At 44.9% G+C, this 18235-nt stretch carries 9 protein-coding genes; 8 read left to right on the forward strand and 1 reads right to left on the reverse strand.

The features are described 5' to 3' along the window. Positions 1-258: 258 nt before the first annotated feature. The 4 genes from HXT45_RS02075 (at position 259) to HXT45_RS02090 (ending at position 9533) form a co-directional block, all read left to right on the forward strand. Positions 259-1347 carry a lipid II:glycine glycyltransferase FemX gene (locus tag HXT45_RS02075; protein WP_421782095.1) on the forward strand — a complete coding sequence of 363 codons (1089 nt, stop codon included), beginning with the start codon at positions 259-261 and terminating at the stop codon, positions 1345-1347. Positions 1348-1625: 278 nt separating this feature from the next. Continuing rightward, the gene (locus tag HXT45_RS02080) at positions 1626-1787 is read left to right on the forward strand and encodes a hypothetical protein (RefSeq protein WP_347343772.1); all 162 of its coding nucleotides are present in this window, start codon (positions 1626-1628) and stop codon (positions 1785-1787) included. Beyond that, positions 1747-7410, forward strand: coding sequence for a GA module (locus HXT45_RS02085; protein ID WP_421782097.1), 5664 nt, complete (start codon positions 1747-1749; stop codon positions 7408-7410). Before HXT45_RS02080 ends, HXT45_RS02085 begins: the two co-directional genes overlap by 41 nt. Positions 7411-7694: 284 nt before the next feature. Continuing rightward, positions 7695-9533 (forward strand): DEAD/DEAH box helicase, encoded by a 1839-nt coding sequence (locus tag HXT45_RS02090; RefSeq protein WP_421782100.1) that lies wholly within the window; start codon positions 7695-7697, stop codon positions 9531-9533. Between the two features lie 179 nt (positions 9534-9712). On the opposite strand, the gene HXT45_RS02095 is transcribed toward HXT45_RS02090, so the two are convergent. After that, entirely contained in the window at positions 9713-10135 is a 423-nt protein-coding gene (locus tag HXT45_RS02095) for a DUF3052 domain-containing protein (protein WP_004130062.1), read from the reverse strand. Between the two features lie 237 nt (positions 10136-10372). Here HXT45_RS02095 and nrdD point away from each other — a divergent pair, with 237 nt between their 5' ends. The 4 genes from nrdD (at position 10373) to HXT45_RS02115 (ending at position 18213) form a co-directional block, all read left to right on the forward strand. Further along, a complete protein-coding gene (gene nrdD / locus HXT45_RS02100) occupies positions 10373-12820 on the forward strand; it encodes an anaerobic ribonucleoside-triphosphate reductase (RefSeq protein WP_421782102.1) in 2448 nt (815 codons plus the stop codon). Positions 12821-12964: 144 nt separating this feature from the next. Continuing rightward, the gene (nrdG, locus tag HXT45_RS02105; protein ID WP_421782104.1) at positions 12965-13672 is read left to right on the forward strand and encodes an anaerobic ribonucleoside-triphosphate reductase activating protein; all 708 of its coding nucleotides are present in this window, start codon (positions 12965-12967) and stop codon (positions 13670-13672) included. 418 nt (positions 13673-14090) lie between these two features. Continuing rightward, on the forward strand, positions 14091-16034 hold the full coding sequence (locus tag HXT45_RS02110; RefSeq protein WP_421782106.1) for an ABC transporter ATP-binding protein: 1944 nt from the start codon (positions 14091-14093) through the stop codon (positions 16032-16034). Next, positions 16024-18213, forward strand: coding sequence for an ABC transporter ATP-binding protein (locus HXT45_RS02115; protein ID WP_421782108.1), 2190 nt, complete (start codon positions 16024-16026; stop codon positions 18211-18213). The genes HXT45_RS02110 and HXT45_RS02115 overlap by 11 nt, the downstream gene beginning before the upstream one ends. Positions 18214-18235: the final 22 nt, after the last annotated feature.

Raw genomic sequence — 18235 nt, forward strand, 5'->3', positions numbered from 1 at the left:
CTGGCGGTTTGCGGTTAGTCGTAAGCTGCCAGCACAAGTCGCAAGCTGTTGGCGGCTGGCGGCTAATCGTAAGTTGTTAGTCGTTAGTCGCAAGCTGTTGGTGGCAAGTCGCTAATCGTAAGTTGCTAGTCGCAAGTCGCAAGCTTTTAGCAGCAAGACACAGTCTGTTGGCGGCAAATCGCCTTGTAAAACGCTAAAGCAAATATCTTAAACGGTAGTCGCGCTAAAATCGTGTATTGAGCTAAAAAAGGAGTGCAAATGCCAATACTAGATAAAAATGATTCTGCTAAAGTTAAAGAATACGAGGACTTTGTAAAAAATTCTCCGTACACTAATGCAATGCAAGACATGGCATGGGCAAAGGTTAAAAACAACTGGTCTAGCGAATACGTTTATCTGGAAGAAAACGGCAAGATTACTGCTGCAGTGTCTATTCTTGGCATTAAGGCTGTAGACGATAAAACGCTGTTTTACGCTCCTAGAGGCCCAGTTTGCGATTTTTACGACGTTGAAACCACTAAAAAGCTAATCAACGAAGCAAAGCCACTTTTTGAAAAGTACAATGCATTTTTGCTTAGAATGGACCCTTGCGTTCAAACCGACGAGGCTCTTATAGAAAAGTACAGGGCAGCTGGCTACACGTTTAGAGGCCAGGGATTCCACCCTAAGTCTTACTCCAACCCGCTTCACGAGATTATGCTTAAGGTTGAGGGAAAAACCGAAGAAGAGCTTATGGCTGGTTTTAGCACGCTTACAAGAAGGCATATTCGTGCTGGCATTAAGGCTGGTGTTGTAACTCGCTGGAGTAGGTCGGAAGAAGACTTGCAAACCTTCTACGAGCTTACAAAGATTATGGCAAACAGGCATGGCATTAAATATAGGCCATTTGAATACTTTGAGCGCTTGCTTGCTGCATTCCCGCAGATTGAGATTTGCACTTGCGAGTACGAGGGAGAGCCAGTTGCAAGCATGCTTTCGTTCCCGTACAAAGACACTTTGTGGTACATTTACGGCGCAACGCAGACCATGCATGGAAAGGTTGCTCCAGGCTATACGTGTATTTGGAATTTGATTTTGCGCACTAAGGAGCTTGGCTTAACGTGGTTCAACATGGGCGGCACTTACTCGCTTAGCATGGACGAAGGCCTTTACTTCTTTAAGAACGGTTTTTGCAGAGCGAATGATCCGTTTACTTGGATTGGCGAGTTAGACGTTGTTGTTGACCAAGACGCTTACAAGAAGTTTGTTGGCAGGTGGGATGATTTGCCAGAGACTAAGAGTGATGCTGATAAGGCAGATGCTGCGTCTGCAGGTGAGTCTGCAGGTGAGTCTGCTAAGGCAGAGTAGTATTTAACTCCTAAAGCTCTAATAGCTTTTAATGGCGCTTTTGCGACTAGTTGCATGTTTTTGTGGCTAGTCGCTTTTATTTTCCGTGCGAGTCTTTCCGCTTTTTGTACGTGTTTTAGGTCGAATTTGGTACAAAGTGCGTTAATTACACAAAATTCATCATACGAATTAATCTTAAATTGTATAAAACAATGAGTAAAATATGCCTTGCATAGTTATATGGATTTTGCGGTATGGTTGGCGCATTAATCCAAAGAAAAAGATAATGGAGTAAGAGTATGTCTAAGAAGATTCGTGTAGTTAAGCACTATTCTGGCGTTTATTCTGGTGTTGGGGCTGATTCTCAGCCAGTTCTTTCAAAGAGTGTTTGCGCTGCAATGCTAGCTGGCGCAATGGTGCTTGGGGGGGGGGGTATTCGTTTCCTCACCTGCCTATGCTGACGGTTATGTAGACGGCACGGGCAACAACATTTACTACGGTTTCAAAACTGATGCAAAATATGCCGAGGCTCATTTCAACATTGACGTTGAGTATTACGATACCTTTGAGCATGCCAAAGCTGGCGGAACCGAAGGCATAGATCCTCTTGGTAAATTTGTTCGCGTTCATTATCTTTCTAATTGCAACAACAATGCTACAGCAGATGACTGGCGATTCCGCCCAATGTGGTGGTTTGGCGTTCCTGCTGGTTTGAAGGATCCTCAAGATATACAATTTAAGCGTATTGAAAAGTTAACAAACGGTGGAAAGCAATCTGTTAAACCTGCCGGTTCTTCGCAATATGTTCAAACCGACGCAAATGGTTATGGTGCTGTTTCTGACAAACATTTTAACAGTCCTAAGGAATGGAATAATATTTCAAACTTCTACTTTAGTGGGGAAAATATTGCAAGCAAAGGTTGGAAGCGGCTTGTTGGACTTTCTGATAAAGCTGGTAGCAAGACTTACGACAATGCTGGTGATACAGAGAAGCAGTGGAATATTTATAAGCAAGATACTCAAGGTCTTAAGGGTATTTTTGTAGACTGGGAATCTGCTGGTCGGCGTTGGTATGACATGACCTACGTTTCCGAGATGGAAGATACTGCATGGAAGAATCGTGATAAGAATCCTTTGCGATTTGCTGCTGGCGTGTATCGTTTTGCTGGTAACTGGCACTATGCTGTTGGTCAAAAGCACAATACGCCAAAGATTGCGGATTATTTCAATCTTACTTATCCAGCTGTGACTAAGGTGAAGGATACCAAAAAGCTCACTGATGACGAACAGAAAGCTGTTAAAGAAAAAATTGAAAATGCAAATAAAAATGCAAAGTATTACTCGGATTTGGTAGAAAAAGTAGAAGTATCCGAAAAGGGTGTGGCTACTATCACCTTTAAAGATAATACGACTCGCACTATGCCAGCTAGCTTGCTTGTAACAAAAGACGAGTCCGATAGTGATAAGTATAAGCCGACTTTGCCTGCTGCAACTCCTGTTGTAAATCCGAGCGCTTTGACGAAGGAAGATAAGGAAGCTGTTATTGCTGCGTTCAAGAAGGCGAACCCTGATAGCAGCGAATTTAGCAAGCATCTTGCCAAGGATAATGCTATTGCTTTCGATAAAGACGGAAAGAACCTTGTTGTAACTTACAAGGATGGCTCCAAGGCTATGATTCCTGTGTCTGAGCTTGTGTTCCAGGGGCCAAAAATCTCCGACTGGGCGCCATACGTTGTGCCTGATGTGATTCAGGTTGATAATTTGAAGCAGCTTTCTGATGATGACGTAACTAAGATTAAGAATAAATTCGACACGGCCAATAGTGATTTGGATGTCTATAAGAATGCAAAGACTAAGGATTCTACTGGCTATTTAACAATTGATAAAAATACCGGAAATGCCACAATCAAGTGGGAAGATGGCTCTACAACAGTTATTGATGCATGGCAATTCCTTAAGGAAAAAGAGAAGACTCCAGCTCCTCAGCCTCCAACTCCGAATCCACCTGTTGCTGAAGAAAAGACGTTCATTGTTGGTGCGCTTAGTCAGCAAAAGGTGGTTATGTTTGACCCATTTAAGACAACGACCCAAGAAATAACTACGGGTAATATTAAGACTCAGCTTGATAACCTTAAATCAACACTCAAGAGTATAAAATGTATGGATTCTAAAGATCAGTCAGATGTAACTATTACTGACGTTGAATATAGCGTTGGCAAAGATGGTGTGGGCTACATCACTTTTAAAGCAAACGGATACAAAGATGTAAAGTATCCAATGAGTATGTTCTTTAAGCAGAACCCTAATAAGCAAACTCCTAAGGAAACTGAGCATAGTCCACAAGGCAAGACTCAGTATAAGTACAAGGTTCAGCCTGTAGAATATGAAGGTGCTACCGCTAACGCTCAAGACTGGATAAAGGCTTTAAAGCAGTTTGTTAAGTCTAACTACGGCAAAGATTTAACGAATGATTCTACAGTTACTGAAACATATGTATTGCCTGAAGGTATAACCACTACAGAAGGTACTCAAGGGTTACAACGTTTCGTTAAAGGTAAAAATAACGATAGTGGTGTAACTACTATTCATATTGGTGATAATGGAGTCTTAGAAATACAAGGTTACGAAAATGGAGATAATAATCTGAAGACTCTATTCACCGTTCCTGCAAGCGAGTTGTATGTTAAAAAAGGTTCTCATACTGATCACACTGTTTCAGATTTGAAGGATCTTGCTAAAAAGATTCGCGATGAAAAGAAAAATAGTGGTGTAACAGACAACGATTTCAAGCGAGCTGGTATTATCGATAATACTGATGACAATACCATCAATGGCATGAACGAGCAGCAACTTCGCAACCTCATCCGTAAACTTACCGACGCCAAGAAGACGGAGTATAAGTACAATACAAACCCAGTTGAAATCGATAACGATCCAACCAGTACTACCTATAATGCTTCTGACGGAGATGTTCAAAAAGCCGTAAAAGCATTCCTTAAGGCAAACTACACCGACAATGGCGCTGCAACAACGATTGATAACTATGCTATAACTGGCAATAGTGGCAACTTTAATAACATAACGTGGAATCCTAAAGATGGCACTAAGAATCTTGAGATGAAATCAGATATTATGCCAGGTGGTATTGATTCGTTTAGCATGAATGATGACGGCAAGAGCGTTGACTTTAAGTGTGGTAATGACACACTGTTCACCGTACCTGCAAATAAGCTCTTCAAGAAGAAGGTTGAAACTCCAAAGCCTGATAAGAAGCAACTCGAAGAGATGAAGAAGCAGGCGAAGGAGATTATTGATCGCAATCCTAAGCTTACTGATGATCAGAAAACCCAGTATAAGAATAAGATTGAAAATGCTACTACCAAGGAGCAAATCCAGAATATTCTTAAGGAAGCGAACAAGCAGGCTGTTAATAATAATGTCACTTCTGAGCAGTTAAAGCAGAAGGAAAAGACAGAAAAGGATAAGAAGGAAAAAGAGCAAAAGGAGAAAGATAAGAAGGAGCGCGAAAAGAAGCAAGCGCAACAACTCCAAGACGACAAAAAGAAAGCTTCTGAGAGTATTGACAAGCTCGGTAATCTGAGTAATGAAGAAAAAGAGGCTCTCAAGAAAGAGATCAACGGCGATGGTACGCCAGGAGGCTCACAAGGCGCAACAACGTCTGATGATGTAAAGAAGATTCTCGAAAAAGCCAAGGCTATTGATGCCGCCAAGGGTGCGTTGCAAAATGACATTGCAAAGGGCGCTCTTCCGTTCCTTGATCACGGTACTGGCGCTAAAGGCAACACAGAGGCTACGCATGCCGACGATGCTGCTCTTAACGAGCTGCTCGGAGGAACTCCTGGTAAGGATAAAACGCTTACCGATTTGGAAACTGCTCTTGCAAAGAAGGATGCCACTGCACAAGAGATTAAGGATGCTCTTGCCGCAGCCAAGCGCCAGAATGCGATTAACGAAGAAAATGCTAAGAATGCTGGTATTGCGAAGCTTGATGCTAAGCAGGCAGATCTTGATGCAGCATATAATGCTTTAGCAGCTGATCAACAGGCGAAAGCGAAAGCTAAGTATGATGCTGCTGTTAACGAAATAAATACAGCTAAAGGCAAAGTTAATAGCGCAACCAAGCCTTCCGACATCAAGACTGCTGTTGGTGGCGTAGATACTAAGATTGATGCTGCTAAGGAAGACATCAAGAATAATACGCCTAAGCGCGATACTTCCCAGAACACATACGACAATCAATCTGAACTTGATAAGGAAAAGGAAGCTCAGAAGAAGCGCATTCAAGATAGCAATCTTCCAGATGCTGACAAGCAGAAGGCTATTGATGATATCAATAATGCAAAGAAGCTTGGCGACCCAACGGGTATTGCTGATCGCGCGCTGAAGGCCAAGAAGATTGCGGATGCTCTTGACAAGCTGGATAAAGACTTCAATCATCTTAACAAAGCGCAGAAGGAAGCTTTCAAGAAGATTATTGAAGATACTGATGCTGGTGATCACACCAATGCTGATGGCACAACGTCTGATGATATTGATGATGCGCTTGCTAATGCTGCAAACACCGATAATGCTATGGCTCGTCTTGAAGAGTTGAAGGTTATTGCGGATAAGTTCGCTAATGGCGAAAAGTATAAAGGTGCTTCTCAAGAAAAGAAGGATGCGTTTAATACCGCCTCCACCGCGGCAGGTGCCGTGCTAGACAAAGCTAAGGGCGACGCAAAGAGCGCTGCCGAGGTCAACGATATCTACGCGGATCTTCTTAAAGCAATGCAAGCGATTGATAACACAGTTAAGGGTGCAGGAGTTAAGACCGATGCTCTTGCTGCGGAAGTTGAGTCCGACAAGAACTTGAAGCCAAATGATAAGGCTGACCCTAAGACTCCAGGTGATTCGTCTTATACCACCGCTTCTGCAGATAAGAAAAAAGCATTTGATGACGCTTTGACTGAGGCTGAAGCTGCTTTGAAGACTGCTAACGAAGAGAATGAGAACGCTAAGAATCCTAACAGGACTCCGCGAACTCCTGAACAGGAAGCAAAAGCTCAGAAGGCTGTTGATGAAGCTCTAGACAAGCTTATTAAGGCTCGCCTTGCTTTGGACGGTGTTAACACCAAGCCTCTTGAGCAACAAATCGCTAAAGATGCAGATATTAAGAAGTCTGTAGAGTACACTAAGGCTTCTGATTCTAAGAAGAAGGCGTATGACGAGGCTCTTGCAGCTGCTGAGAAGCTCATTGCACAGTTGACTGGTAAAGATACTCAGCAGGGCGGTCAAGGCGCTCAGCAGTCAGAGCTTAAGACTAAGGAACAGAAGCAGCAGGCTTTGGATGCGGCTCTTAAGGCGTTGAGAGACGCGGCTGCTGCTCTTGACGGCAAGGATACAACTCCAGTTCCTCCAAGCGATGATGACAATACTGGCTCTGGTTCGGAATCGGATTCTGGCTCTGGTGATTCCACAAGCACGAGCGGTGGCGTTAATAAGCAGAATTTGATTAATCAGATTAACACCACTGAAAATCCAGGTGGTGCTAATCCAGGCTCTGGTGCTGCTGGCACAAATCCAAGCACGCCAGGTGCAGGTGCGCAAGGCGCTGGTATGGGTGCTGTAACCCCAGGTTCAGGCGCTGGTGCTGCTGGCACTGGCGCTGCGGGCGCAGCCAGTGCAGGTGTTGACAACAAGGCTGTAAACAACGCTGTAGAAAACGCTCCAGAAGTAAAGCAAGCGGATGCTGCTGTTAAGCAAGCTGCTGCTACGCTAGCCGAAGCCTTGGCACAAGCTAAGCGTGTTGCTGCAGATCCGCACGCAACGCAAGCGCAAGTCGACGCTGCGGCAGCTAAGCTTGCGGATGCACGTAAGGCGCTTGCGGATGCTCAAGCCAATGCAGCAAAAGTGCGTGCAGCTGTTCGCAGCCGCGTTATAAAGGGCATGCGTTCTCGCGGAAATGCAGGCATTGCGACTGGTGCAAACGTTGCAACTACTGGATTGATGGCAACTATGATTGCTGCAATCGGCGGAGCATTTGCAACTCGTCGCATGCGCACAAAGCACGCTAATCGCGACTAGCGTTTAGTTGTAAGCTTATTAGCTTTACTAGTGTTTTACTGATAGCTGATTAGCTTTATTAGTGCTTACAGCATATATACTCATAAGCCTCGTTTGGTCTTTTGCCGAGCGAGGCTTTTGTTTTCCCGAAAATGTTGCTCAAAATGCCGATTAGAGCTACAAACTCGGGAAAATCGCGTACTGCGCAACAGTTTTGTGTGGGGCGTGTGCTAATCTCGGTTAGCTCATGACTTTTTATCGATTCGTCAATCGAATTGTTCAATCATAAAATACGAAAGGCTATTGTGCCACATACTCATTATGATGCGTTTGCTAAAACGCAAGGCTCTAAGAAAACTGCTGCTAGAAAATCGAATAGTAAAAAATCCGCTGTAAGTCAAAAAGATAATAAGAATTTTTCTAAAAAAGGTTATAAGTCCAAAGAAAATCCATTTGAATATAGAAGAAATCGTAAGAATAACGAGTTTAACGCTCGTAAGAACCGCAATCGTAAGGCAGATAAAGCTAGAAGTCGCGCTAGAGAAAAAGCTTTGCAATACGAAGAGATGGCAATTCAAGAAGCTGAGAAGGACTTTGGAGAGAAGGGCTTTACTTCGCAGGACTTTAGCAAGCGCGATTTTGATAAGCGCGATTTTAAGAAGCGCGATTTTAAGAATCGTCGTATAAATAATCGTAATCAAAATAAGCAAAATTCATATAAGCAAAATCAAGAAGTCGAAAAAAACTCCGTAATGATTCCAGATACAGCTGTGGAATCACGCGAAAACTATAGCGATGACGTGACTTTTGCGCAGCTAGGCGTTCCGCAGCCTTTGGTGGAAGTTTTGCGCGCAGACGGCAAAACCACGGCTTTTCCAATACAGCAAGCGACTTTGCCAGACTCTTTGCAAGGCGCGAACATTCTAGGACGCGGCCGAACGGGAAGTGGCAAGACGCTAGCGTTTTCTATTCCGCTTGTTGCGCGATTGGCTGAGAACTTTGTTGATTTAATCAACTCGGGTCGCGCTTCTAGAAAAAACAAGAATCGCAAAGAAGACGATATTCCAGCGCCTCACGCAATGATTTTGGCGCCGACTCGCGAGCTGGTGCATCAAATAGACGACGTAATCGCGCCTCTAGCGGCTGCTTACGGCATGAAAACTGTAACGGTTTATGGCGGTGTGCGCTACAAGCAGCAAATGGCGCTTCTTAAGCAGGGAGCGCAAATCGTAGTGGCTTGCCCAGGGCGATTAGAGGATTTGCTGCGTCAAGGCGCGTTAACGCTCGAAAAAGTGATGGTAAGCGTTTTAGATGAGGCCGACGAAATGGCAGATATGGGATTTTTGCCAGCCGTTACGCGCTTGCTTGAGCAGACTGATCCAAACGGTCAGCGCATGCTATTTTCTGCTACTTTAGATAAGCAAGTTGCGACTATAGTAAATCGCTTCTTGCCAAATGCGCTTGTTCACGCTGTGGATGACGCGGATTCGCAAGTAGACACAATGACACACTACGTTTTTGGCGTTTCTGCGGCAGATAAGTACGAAGTTTTGCGAAAGCTAGCTTCTGGCAAAAAGCGCTCAATATTCTTTACGCGCACAAAGTATCAGGCTAAGAATATGGCAAAAAAGTTTGTGCAACAGGGGATTCCTGCAGTTGATTTGCAAGGAAACTTGTCGCAAAATCAACGCGATAGGCATATGAGCGTTTTTGCTAGTGGAGACGTGCGCGTGCTAGTGGCTACGGACGTTGCTGCGCGAGGCATTGATATTAGCGATGTTGCGCTTGTTGTGCAAACGGAGCCGCCAGAGGATCCAAAGTCGTTCTTGCATAGGTCGGGGCGTACTGCGCGCGCAGGCGAGTCGGGCAATGTTGTGACTCTTGTGTTGCCGAATCAAAAGCGCATGGCTCACACTATGTTGAGGCGTGCTGGCATTAATGCTAAAGCGCAAGACGTTAAGCCAGAGTCGCCGATTTTGCAAGAGATTGTTGGCGATTTGGCGGATTTGCAAGAGGGCTGGAGTATGCCAGAGCAGCCAAAGCGCAAAGGAAGAGGAAAAGGCCGAGGCAAAGGTAGAGGACGCGGACGTTCGCATGATTCGCGCAGTTCGCGTGACTCGCATAGTTCGCAACGTAACGCATAATTTTCCGCTTTTTGTACGTGATTTAGGTCGAATTTGGTACAAAGTGCGGAGTTGTTTTCCGCTTTTTGTTGTTCAACACGCCGTAAATCGCTACAAAGTGCGTCAACTTTTCCCGAAAATGTTGTTCAAAATGCCGTTTAGAGCAACAAAAAGCGTCGGCTATCTAATGCGCTAATGCGCTACTTGCTTTGACCTTTGCCGAATGCGCGCAAGCGAATACCGTTCCAATCTTCGCTAACTGTTAAAGGCGTTGCGGCGTTCATTCCAGCAGTCATTGCTGCTGCTTGAACAGTGCTCGAGCTTGGAGAACCAGCACGCCCTGGCTTAGGCGTTAAAACCCACATAGGTGCGTTGCTGTTCAACATGTTTGTTGCGTCCATAATGGTGTCTGCTAGCTCGTCTTCGTCGTCGCCGTCTCGCCACCAAATAATCACTCCGTCAACAGTGGAGCTGTAATCTTCGTCAACAAGTTCTTCGCCAGTCAATTCTTCGATATTGCTGCAAATCGCATCGTCAACGTCATCGTCCCACAGCCACTGCTGTACGATGTCTCCAGGTTGGAATCCAAATTCTTCTGCATGTTGAAAAGCTGTCTGTTCCACGTGACTCAATATATCAAAGCGTCAAGAATTTGCGCGACTCGCCCTATCTGCACGCACGGCACGTTGAGACACGCCTGGAAAATCGCCAGAAACCACAAAATCACTATATGTAGTTTGTTATTTATGTAAATTACCCTAGATATTGTGCATGCTATGGGCTATAGTAGAGCAAGTTGTTGCGAATCATAAGTAGATTTGCGATTCAAAATACACGTTAGCTTGAGAAAGGTCTGTAGAATGCAGGTCTCTGATATGACTTTAGAGGATGCCACTTTGCAAGATGAAGAAGCCGTCACTTTGGGTGATTTTAATGTAGCTTCAAACGACTCTTCTAAGAAGTCTCGCGTGCAAGTCGAAAAGCGCGATGGTCGCGTTGTTGACTTTGATCAGATGAACATTATTATGGCAATCAAGGCCGCTTTTAAGGATTTGCGCAAAGAAGTCGGTCCTCAAGAAGAGCAGATGATTCGCGATATTACGGATCATATTGAGGCCGAAATTCAAGATCGTTACAATGGCCCTGCAAAAATCGAAGATATTCAAACTCTTGTTGAGCATGGTCTTATTGAAAATCATCTTTACGAGGTTGCGCGTTGCTACACAAGCTACCGCCTAAACCGAGATATTGACCGCGCTAAGGCAACCGACATTAACGAAGCTGTGAATCGTCTTGTAAACCGCGATGAGTCGCTTGTGCGCGAAAATGCCAACAAAGATTCCAACGTTTACGCCACTCAGCGCGATCTTCTTGCAGGCGCCGTTTCTAAGGCTTCCGCGTTCTCTATGCTTCCGCACGCAGTTTCTAACGCACATATGAAGGGCGATATTCACTTCCACGATGCTGATTATTCGCCATTTACTTGCATGAGCAATTGCTCGCTTCCAGATTTTGGAAACATGCTTGCTAAGGGTTTTGCGCTTGGAAACGCAATGATGGATAGTCCAAAGTCGATTGGCACGGCAGCTACTCAAGTTACGCAGATTATTAAGGATATTGCAGGCGCTCAATACGGCGGTCAGACTGTAAACCGCGCAGACGAGATGTTGGAGCCTTACGCTAAGTGTGATTACGACAAGAATCTTGCTATGGCTCATGCCATGATTCCAGATTCCACGCCAATCGAAGTTGCTAAGGCTATGATTGACGGCTTAAAGGCTCAGGAGCCTAAGAATCTTCATTGTTTAGATAGGGATCCTCTTCCAGAAGACACTCCTTTTGACGAGAATTTGAGTGAGTTGGATCAGCTTCGCGAAGTTTACGCAAAGATTATGACGCGCAAGGCGATTTACGACGCTATGCAAACAATGGAATATCAGATTAATTCCAACCGCGTTTCTAACGGCCAGACTCCGTTTGTAACTGTTGGCTTTGGTCTTGGTACGTCTTGGTTTGCTCGCGAAATTCAGCGCGCTATTTTGCTTAATCGCATTCGCGGACTCGGCAAGGACCGTCATACTGCTATCTTCCCTAAACTTGTGTTTACTATTAAGCACGGCGTTAACGCAGATGCTGGCGACCCTAACTACGATTTGAAGCAGCTTGCGCTTGAGTGCTCTACAAAGCGCATGTATCCAGACGTTGTGTTCTACGAGAATATTGTTAAGATTACAGGCTCCTTTAAGGCGCCTATGGGCTGCCGATCCTTCCTTCAGGGCTGGATTGATCCAAAGACTGGCAAAGACGTGGAAGACGGCCGCATGAATCTTGGCGTTGTAACAGTTAATGTGCCTCGCATTGCGCTGGAGTCTCACGGAGACGTAAACCGCTTCTGGAAGCTTTTTAACGAGCGCATGGAAGTGGCGCATCAAGCTTTGCGATTCCGCATTATGCGTTGCAAGCAGGCAACTCCTGTAAACGCTCCAACTCTGTTCCGCTACGGTGCTTTTGGCCGTTTGGGAGCTAACGAGAGCGTGGATCAGCTGTTCCGCAATGAGCGCGCAACTGTGTCTCTTGGCTACATTGGCTTGTATGAAGCTACATCCGTGTTCTTTGGCAAGGATTGGATGCAAGATCACAGCTGGAATGAGGATGGCAAGCAATTTGCGCTTTCTATGGTTCGCCGTATGAATCAGCTTTGCCAGCAGTGGTCGAAGGCGGAGGGATACCATTACTCGGTATATTCCACTCCTGCTGAGTCTTTGACGGATCGCTTTAACCGCATGGATCGCCAGAAGTTTGGCAGCATTGAAGGCGTTACCGATCACGACTTCTACACCAACTCCTTCCACTACCCAGTGTGGTTGCAGCCAACTCCTATGGAGAAGCTCCGCTACGAGGTTGACTTCCCATATCTTGCTTCCGGCGGATTTATTAACTACTGCGAGTTCCCATGCTTGCAAGCGAATCCTAAGGCTTTGGAGGCTGTTTGGGATTACGCTTATAAGATTGGCATTGGCTACTTGGGTACGAACACTCCGATTGACCATTGCTTTGTTTGCGGATTCCAGGGCGATTTTGAGCCAACGAAGGAAGGCTTCCGCTGCCCAGAGTGCGGCAATAGTGACCCAGATAAGTGCAATGTGACTAAGCGCACTTGCGGCTACTTGGGTAATCCTGTTCAGCGACCAATGGTTCACGGCCGCCACGAGGAAATCGCTCATCGCGTAAAGCACATGTCTGGCGAAACTGGCCATGTTGTTCTTAACAATGGCGAGTCTCGCGAGTGGTACGAGGAAACTAAGTAGTGCGTAGGATTGCGGCGTAAAATTGCGGAGCGTGTAATCGCGTAAAGTCGCAGCTTAAAGTCGCATAAAGTCGCAGCTTAAAGTCGCATAAAGTCGCATAAAATAAGGTAAAAGCTAGGCTAAATTACTAAAAAGGTCGGAACCATGGCTCGTATAAGTTTGCACGATTTTGCACCTGCAGACGTTAACCGCGGGCCTTGGATTCCAACCTCTCTTTCTAATAATCCGCGCGCAGGGCAGTGGTCCAGTGAGCGCATGAGCAAGGGCATGATTGCGGATTATAAGCGTTTTTTGATGACGGATGGCGAAGGAATCCGTTGCTCGCTGTACGTTTCTGGCTGCCCGTTCCATTGCGTTGAATGCTATAACGAGTCGATTTGGGATTTTCGCGCAGGATACCCATACACGCAAAAGCTTGAAGACCAGATTATGGAAGATTTGGCGCTTCCGTACGTGCAAGGATTGACTCTTCTTGGCGGCGAGCCGCTTCTTAACACTGGCATTTTGCTGCCGCTTTGCAAGCGTATTCGAAGCGAGTTTGGCAATACAAAAGACATTTGGAGTTGGACTGGTTACACTTGGGAAGAGCTTATGCGCGAAGGCGAGACGCCAGATAAGCTTGAGCTTTTGCAATATATTGACATTCTTGTTGACGGACGATATATGAAGAATCTTCACGATTCGCTGTTGCAATTCCGCGGATCTAGTAATCAGCGGATTATTGACGTGCCAAAGTCGCTGAAAAATCCGAGTGATCCGCCTGTAATCTGGGAAAAGCTTCACGATCAAGAGCGTTTTATTCCATCAATCTATGGCAAGGATCGAGCGAAAGGCGAAGCTGACGCGAGTTAGCTAATGGTTGTTAGAAATAGCGCGCTTAGACCGCGCAAGTGATTTTCCTATTTAGCGTTGCGCGTACCTTCCTATTTGGTGTGTAGGAGGGCTGGGTGTTTACGCTCGCGCGTTACATCGCGCTATTCCTCGCGGCTATTAGCAGCCGCTCGGCTGATTTGGCATGTAAAGTCCACTGGACTTTACGTTTGAGCCAAATCACGCTTTGAAGGAGCTTGAAATACGTTATGCAATTTCAAGCTCAGTCAAAGCGCTTTGCCGCACAGAAGCAGTGCTTCTGCTCTAAGCGGCTCAGCGAATCGAGGTGACTTCTCGCGCATTATGCAGCTCGAAGTCGTTGATTCGCAATCGCACTACAAGCCAAAATAGTCAGAAGTGATATGATTAAGCGTATAAATTCTTTTAATAGAGAGGTCGCATGAAAGCAAAATCGCATAAAAAACACAAGGATTACGCGCCTAATGCGTTTCGCACAATAATGCCGCTGTTAAAGCGCTATCGTATGCTTGGTGTAATCACGTCTGCTGCGATTTTTGTGGAAGCATCTATGCAAATTGCGATTCCAACAGTAATGTCTAGTCTTATTGACTTTGGAATTGCCGCAAAATCCCAAAATGCTGTTAAATACTACGGCTTGCAATTACTCGCTTTTGCCGCAATATCAATGATTTTTGGCGTTATTTCTGGCGTTTGTTGCGCGCATTCTAGCGCGGGCTTTGGCAAAAATTTGCGATGCAAGATGTTTAGTCGCTTGCAATCGTTGAGTTTTTGCGATCTTGACCGTTTTTCTACTGGAACGGTTGTTACGCGCCTAACTAGCGACGTTTCTAATATTCAATTTGCGTATCAAATGGTTATTCGCGCAGGCGTTCGCAGCCTTGTGATTATTGTTGCAGCATGGTGGTTTACTTTTTGCATAAGCCCTTCTATTTCTTGGGTTTTTCTTAGTCTTATTCCAATTGTTGGCGTTATTTGTGGTATTGGTGCAAAGATTGTTGCGCCTACTTTTGCGCGAATTTACGGCACGATTGACATCATGAACAGCATGGTTAGCGAAAATTTGCGCAATATTCGCATTGTTAAGTCGTATGTTAGGGAAGACTACGAAAACCACCGTTTTAGGCGCATATCGCATAAGATTTACAGCTATTTTTTAAAAGCAGAGTATGTTCTAAATTGCAGTATTCCGCTTTTTAACTTGTGTTTTTATGCGTGTTTGCTTCTTATTGCGTGGATGGCTTCTAAGCAAATCGTTGCTTCTGGAAATAATCCTGCATTTGGCTTGACTACGGGAAATCTTGCGGCGCTGGTTGTGTATGCGTTGCAAATTTTGTTTGCGTTGGCTAATTTGGTTGTAATTTTTGTTATGACGGTTACTGCGCGCACGTCAATGCATCGTGTTGCAAATGTTTTACAATCGCATAACAGTGAGTATGTTCATAAAAACCCGATTACAGAGCTTGCAGATGCTTCGATTTGCTTTAATAATGTTGATTTTGCATATGATTCTGCGAATGATTCTGAGCATGATTTTGCGCGCGTTAATGGCGATTCATCTTCGGCTGCTGGCGATTTATCGAAAGGCAATCAGGAAATTAAAGATAGTCAGGAAATTTTACACAACATAAATCTAAACATTCCTTCTGGCTCTACTGTTGGGATTGTGGGCGCAACGGGTAGCGGAAAGTCAAGTATTATAAATTTGATTGCTCGCATTTACGATGTAACAAAAGGCACTGTTTTTGTAGGCGGATCAGACGTTCGTTTTTATGATTCCAAAAGTTTGCGCAACCAGATAGGAATTGTGTTACAAAAAAATATTCTGTTTAGCGGCACTATTGCGCAAAATCTTCGATGGGGCAATGAGGATGCCAGTGACTCCGACTTGCGCGAAGCGTGCAAAATCGCTTGCGCTCAAGAGTTTATAAACGATTTGCCGCATGCATATAACACGAATCTTGAGCAAGGCGGTAAGAATCTTTCTGGCGGACAAAAACAGCGACTTTGCATTGCGCGCGCGTTGTTAAAGCGGCCAAAAATCTTGATTTTAGATGATTCAATGAGTGCGGTAGATGTTAAAACAGACGCCAAGATTCGCGAGAATTTAAGGCATTTTATGCCCGATTCCACGCAAATCATTGTTGCGCAACGCGTGTCTTCTTGCATGCATGCGGATTTGATTGTTGTTCTTAAAGATGGGCGTGTTGTTGCTAAAGGGAAGCATAGCGAGTTGATGGAATCGTGCGAAATTTATAGAAAAATGGCGATTTCTCAAGGTGTAAAAATGATTGAGTCTAAAAACAGCGAAGGCAGTGAAGGCGTCAAAGGTAGCGAAGGCGGCAGGATTAACAATGAAAAATAATGAAAAGTCGCAAGAAAACTTGGCTCAACAGTCTTCGCACAAGTCGCAAGAAAACTTAGAGCAAAAATCGCAAGAAAAATCCGCTCTAAATTGGCGCGTTCTAAAGCGCTTAGCGTCTTATATTATGGCTTACAAGATGCAAGTTTTTGTTGTTATTGTGTCAATTATTGTAAGTTCCATTGTTCAAGCTGTAAGCGCAATGTTTTTGCAATCGCTTGTAGACGCGTACATTTTGCCTCTAATTGGCAAGCGTAATCCCGATTTTGCGCCACTTTTGCGAATGATTGCAATTATGGCATGCGTGTGCGCTGTTGGCGTGTTCTTTAGCTGGCTTTGGAGCAGGCTGGTTGTAAAAATCGCGCAAAGTGTAATGCGAAACCTTAGAAATCAAATGTTTAAGCATCATCAAGATCTTCCGCTTGGGTACTTAGATGCTCATGGATATGGCGATGTTATGAGCCGATACACAAACGACACGGAAGCGCTTCATCAAGCGATTTCTTGGTCTTTTCCAGACTCGTTTAGCGCGCTAATGTCTATTGCGGCGGCGTTTTGCGCGATTATTTGGCTTTCGATTCCTGTTGCGATTTTTATTGTGATTTTTACTGCAATTCTTTTGCTTCTAGTGCGTTTTATGCTTAAGCGTTCGGGCAAGCTTTTTGTGCAATTCCAGGCAGCTTTGGGTGATTTGAACGAGTTTGTAGAAGAGGCGGATTCTGGTAGAAAAGTTATTAAGATTTTTAATCACGAGCGCGCGGCGGTGGAAAAATTAGGTGATTTGGCTTCTCGAGTGCAAAAAATTTCTGCTAGCGCCAATTCTTACGCAAATAATGTTATGCCTGTGATTAGTAACGCGAGTTATCTGTTTTACGTTTTGCTTGCGATTTTTGGAGCGTGGGCTGTAAATGCTGGCGTGCCTTCTGCTGGGTTGAGTGGCGCGTTTGGCGGCGATGCATTGAATAATTCAAGCACGCTTACAATCGGCACGCTTATATCGCTTCTTACGCTTTCTCGCGCGTTTATAAATCCGATTGGCGAGATAACAATGCAATTAAATTCGCTTATGATGGCAGCTGCAGGCGCGAATCGCATTTTTGCGCTTTTAGATGAGCCTGTTGAAAAAGATGATGTAACAGTTAAGCTCGTTAAAATTCGCGCAAAAATCGTTGAGTGTTGTAGTGGAGATGGTGATGATAGTGATGATAGTGGCGATAAATCGCTATCAGATATTGATAAATCGCAAGTAAATCAAGTAGATTCTACAGCATCTAAATATTCTTATTTGCAAGTTTTTAACGAAGTAAGCGAAGATTCTTGTGGGAATAACGTGTATTGGGCGTGGAAAAATTGCTCTGAAAAGTCAAGCTACGATTCTTCAAGTTGCGATTCTTGCACAGATGCCCAAAAACACGCGATTTGCTCTAAAGACGGCGTGTATACGCTTGTTAGGGGAGATGTTCGCTTTGAAAACGTTACGTTTGGCTACGAGCCTTCTAAAACCGTTTTGCATAACATATCTTGGTATGCACACGCGGGTCAAAAAGTTGCGCTTGTAGGTGCCACTGGAGCTGGCAAAACCACAATCGCCAATCTTCTTACGCGTTTTTACAACATTGCAGATGGTCAAATCTTGTATGACGGAATCGATGTTCGCAATATTTGCAAAAGTGACTTGCGACATGCCGTTGCAACTGTTTTGCAAGATGTTGGATTGTTTAGTGCAAGCATAATGGACAATATTCGCTACGGACGTCTTAATGCTAGCGATTCGGATTGCGTTGCTGCCGCAACTCTTGCGCATGCGGATTCCTTTATTTCCAAGCTGCCAGACGGCTACAACACGTATATTAAAAACGGCGGAGCAGAGCTTTCGCAGGGCCAAAAGCAGTTGATTGCGATTGCGCGCGCTGCTGTTGCAAATCCGCCAGTTTTGATTTTAGACGAAGCAACTTCTTCGATAGATACGCATACGGAAGCGCTTGTGCAGAGCGCGATGGATGCTTTGATGCAAGATCGAACTGTGTTTGTGATTGCGCACAGGCTTTCCACAGTGCGAAACGCGGATGTGATTATGGTTTTGGAGCATGGCAGGATTGTTGAGCGTGGGTCTCACGAAGACTTGATGAAAAAGCGCGGCGAATATTATCAACTTTGCACGGGTGCAATGGAGCTGGAGTAGCCAGCGTTGTGTGTTTGCACGT

This window comes from Gardnerella sp. DNF01199S, assembly GCF_049244155.1.
Classification (GTDB): domain Bacteria; phylum Actinomycetota; class Actinomycetes; order Actinomycetales; family Bifidobacteriaceae; genus Bifidobacterium; species Bifidobacterium piotii.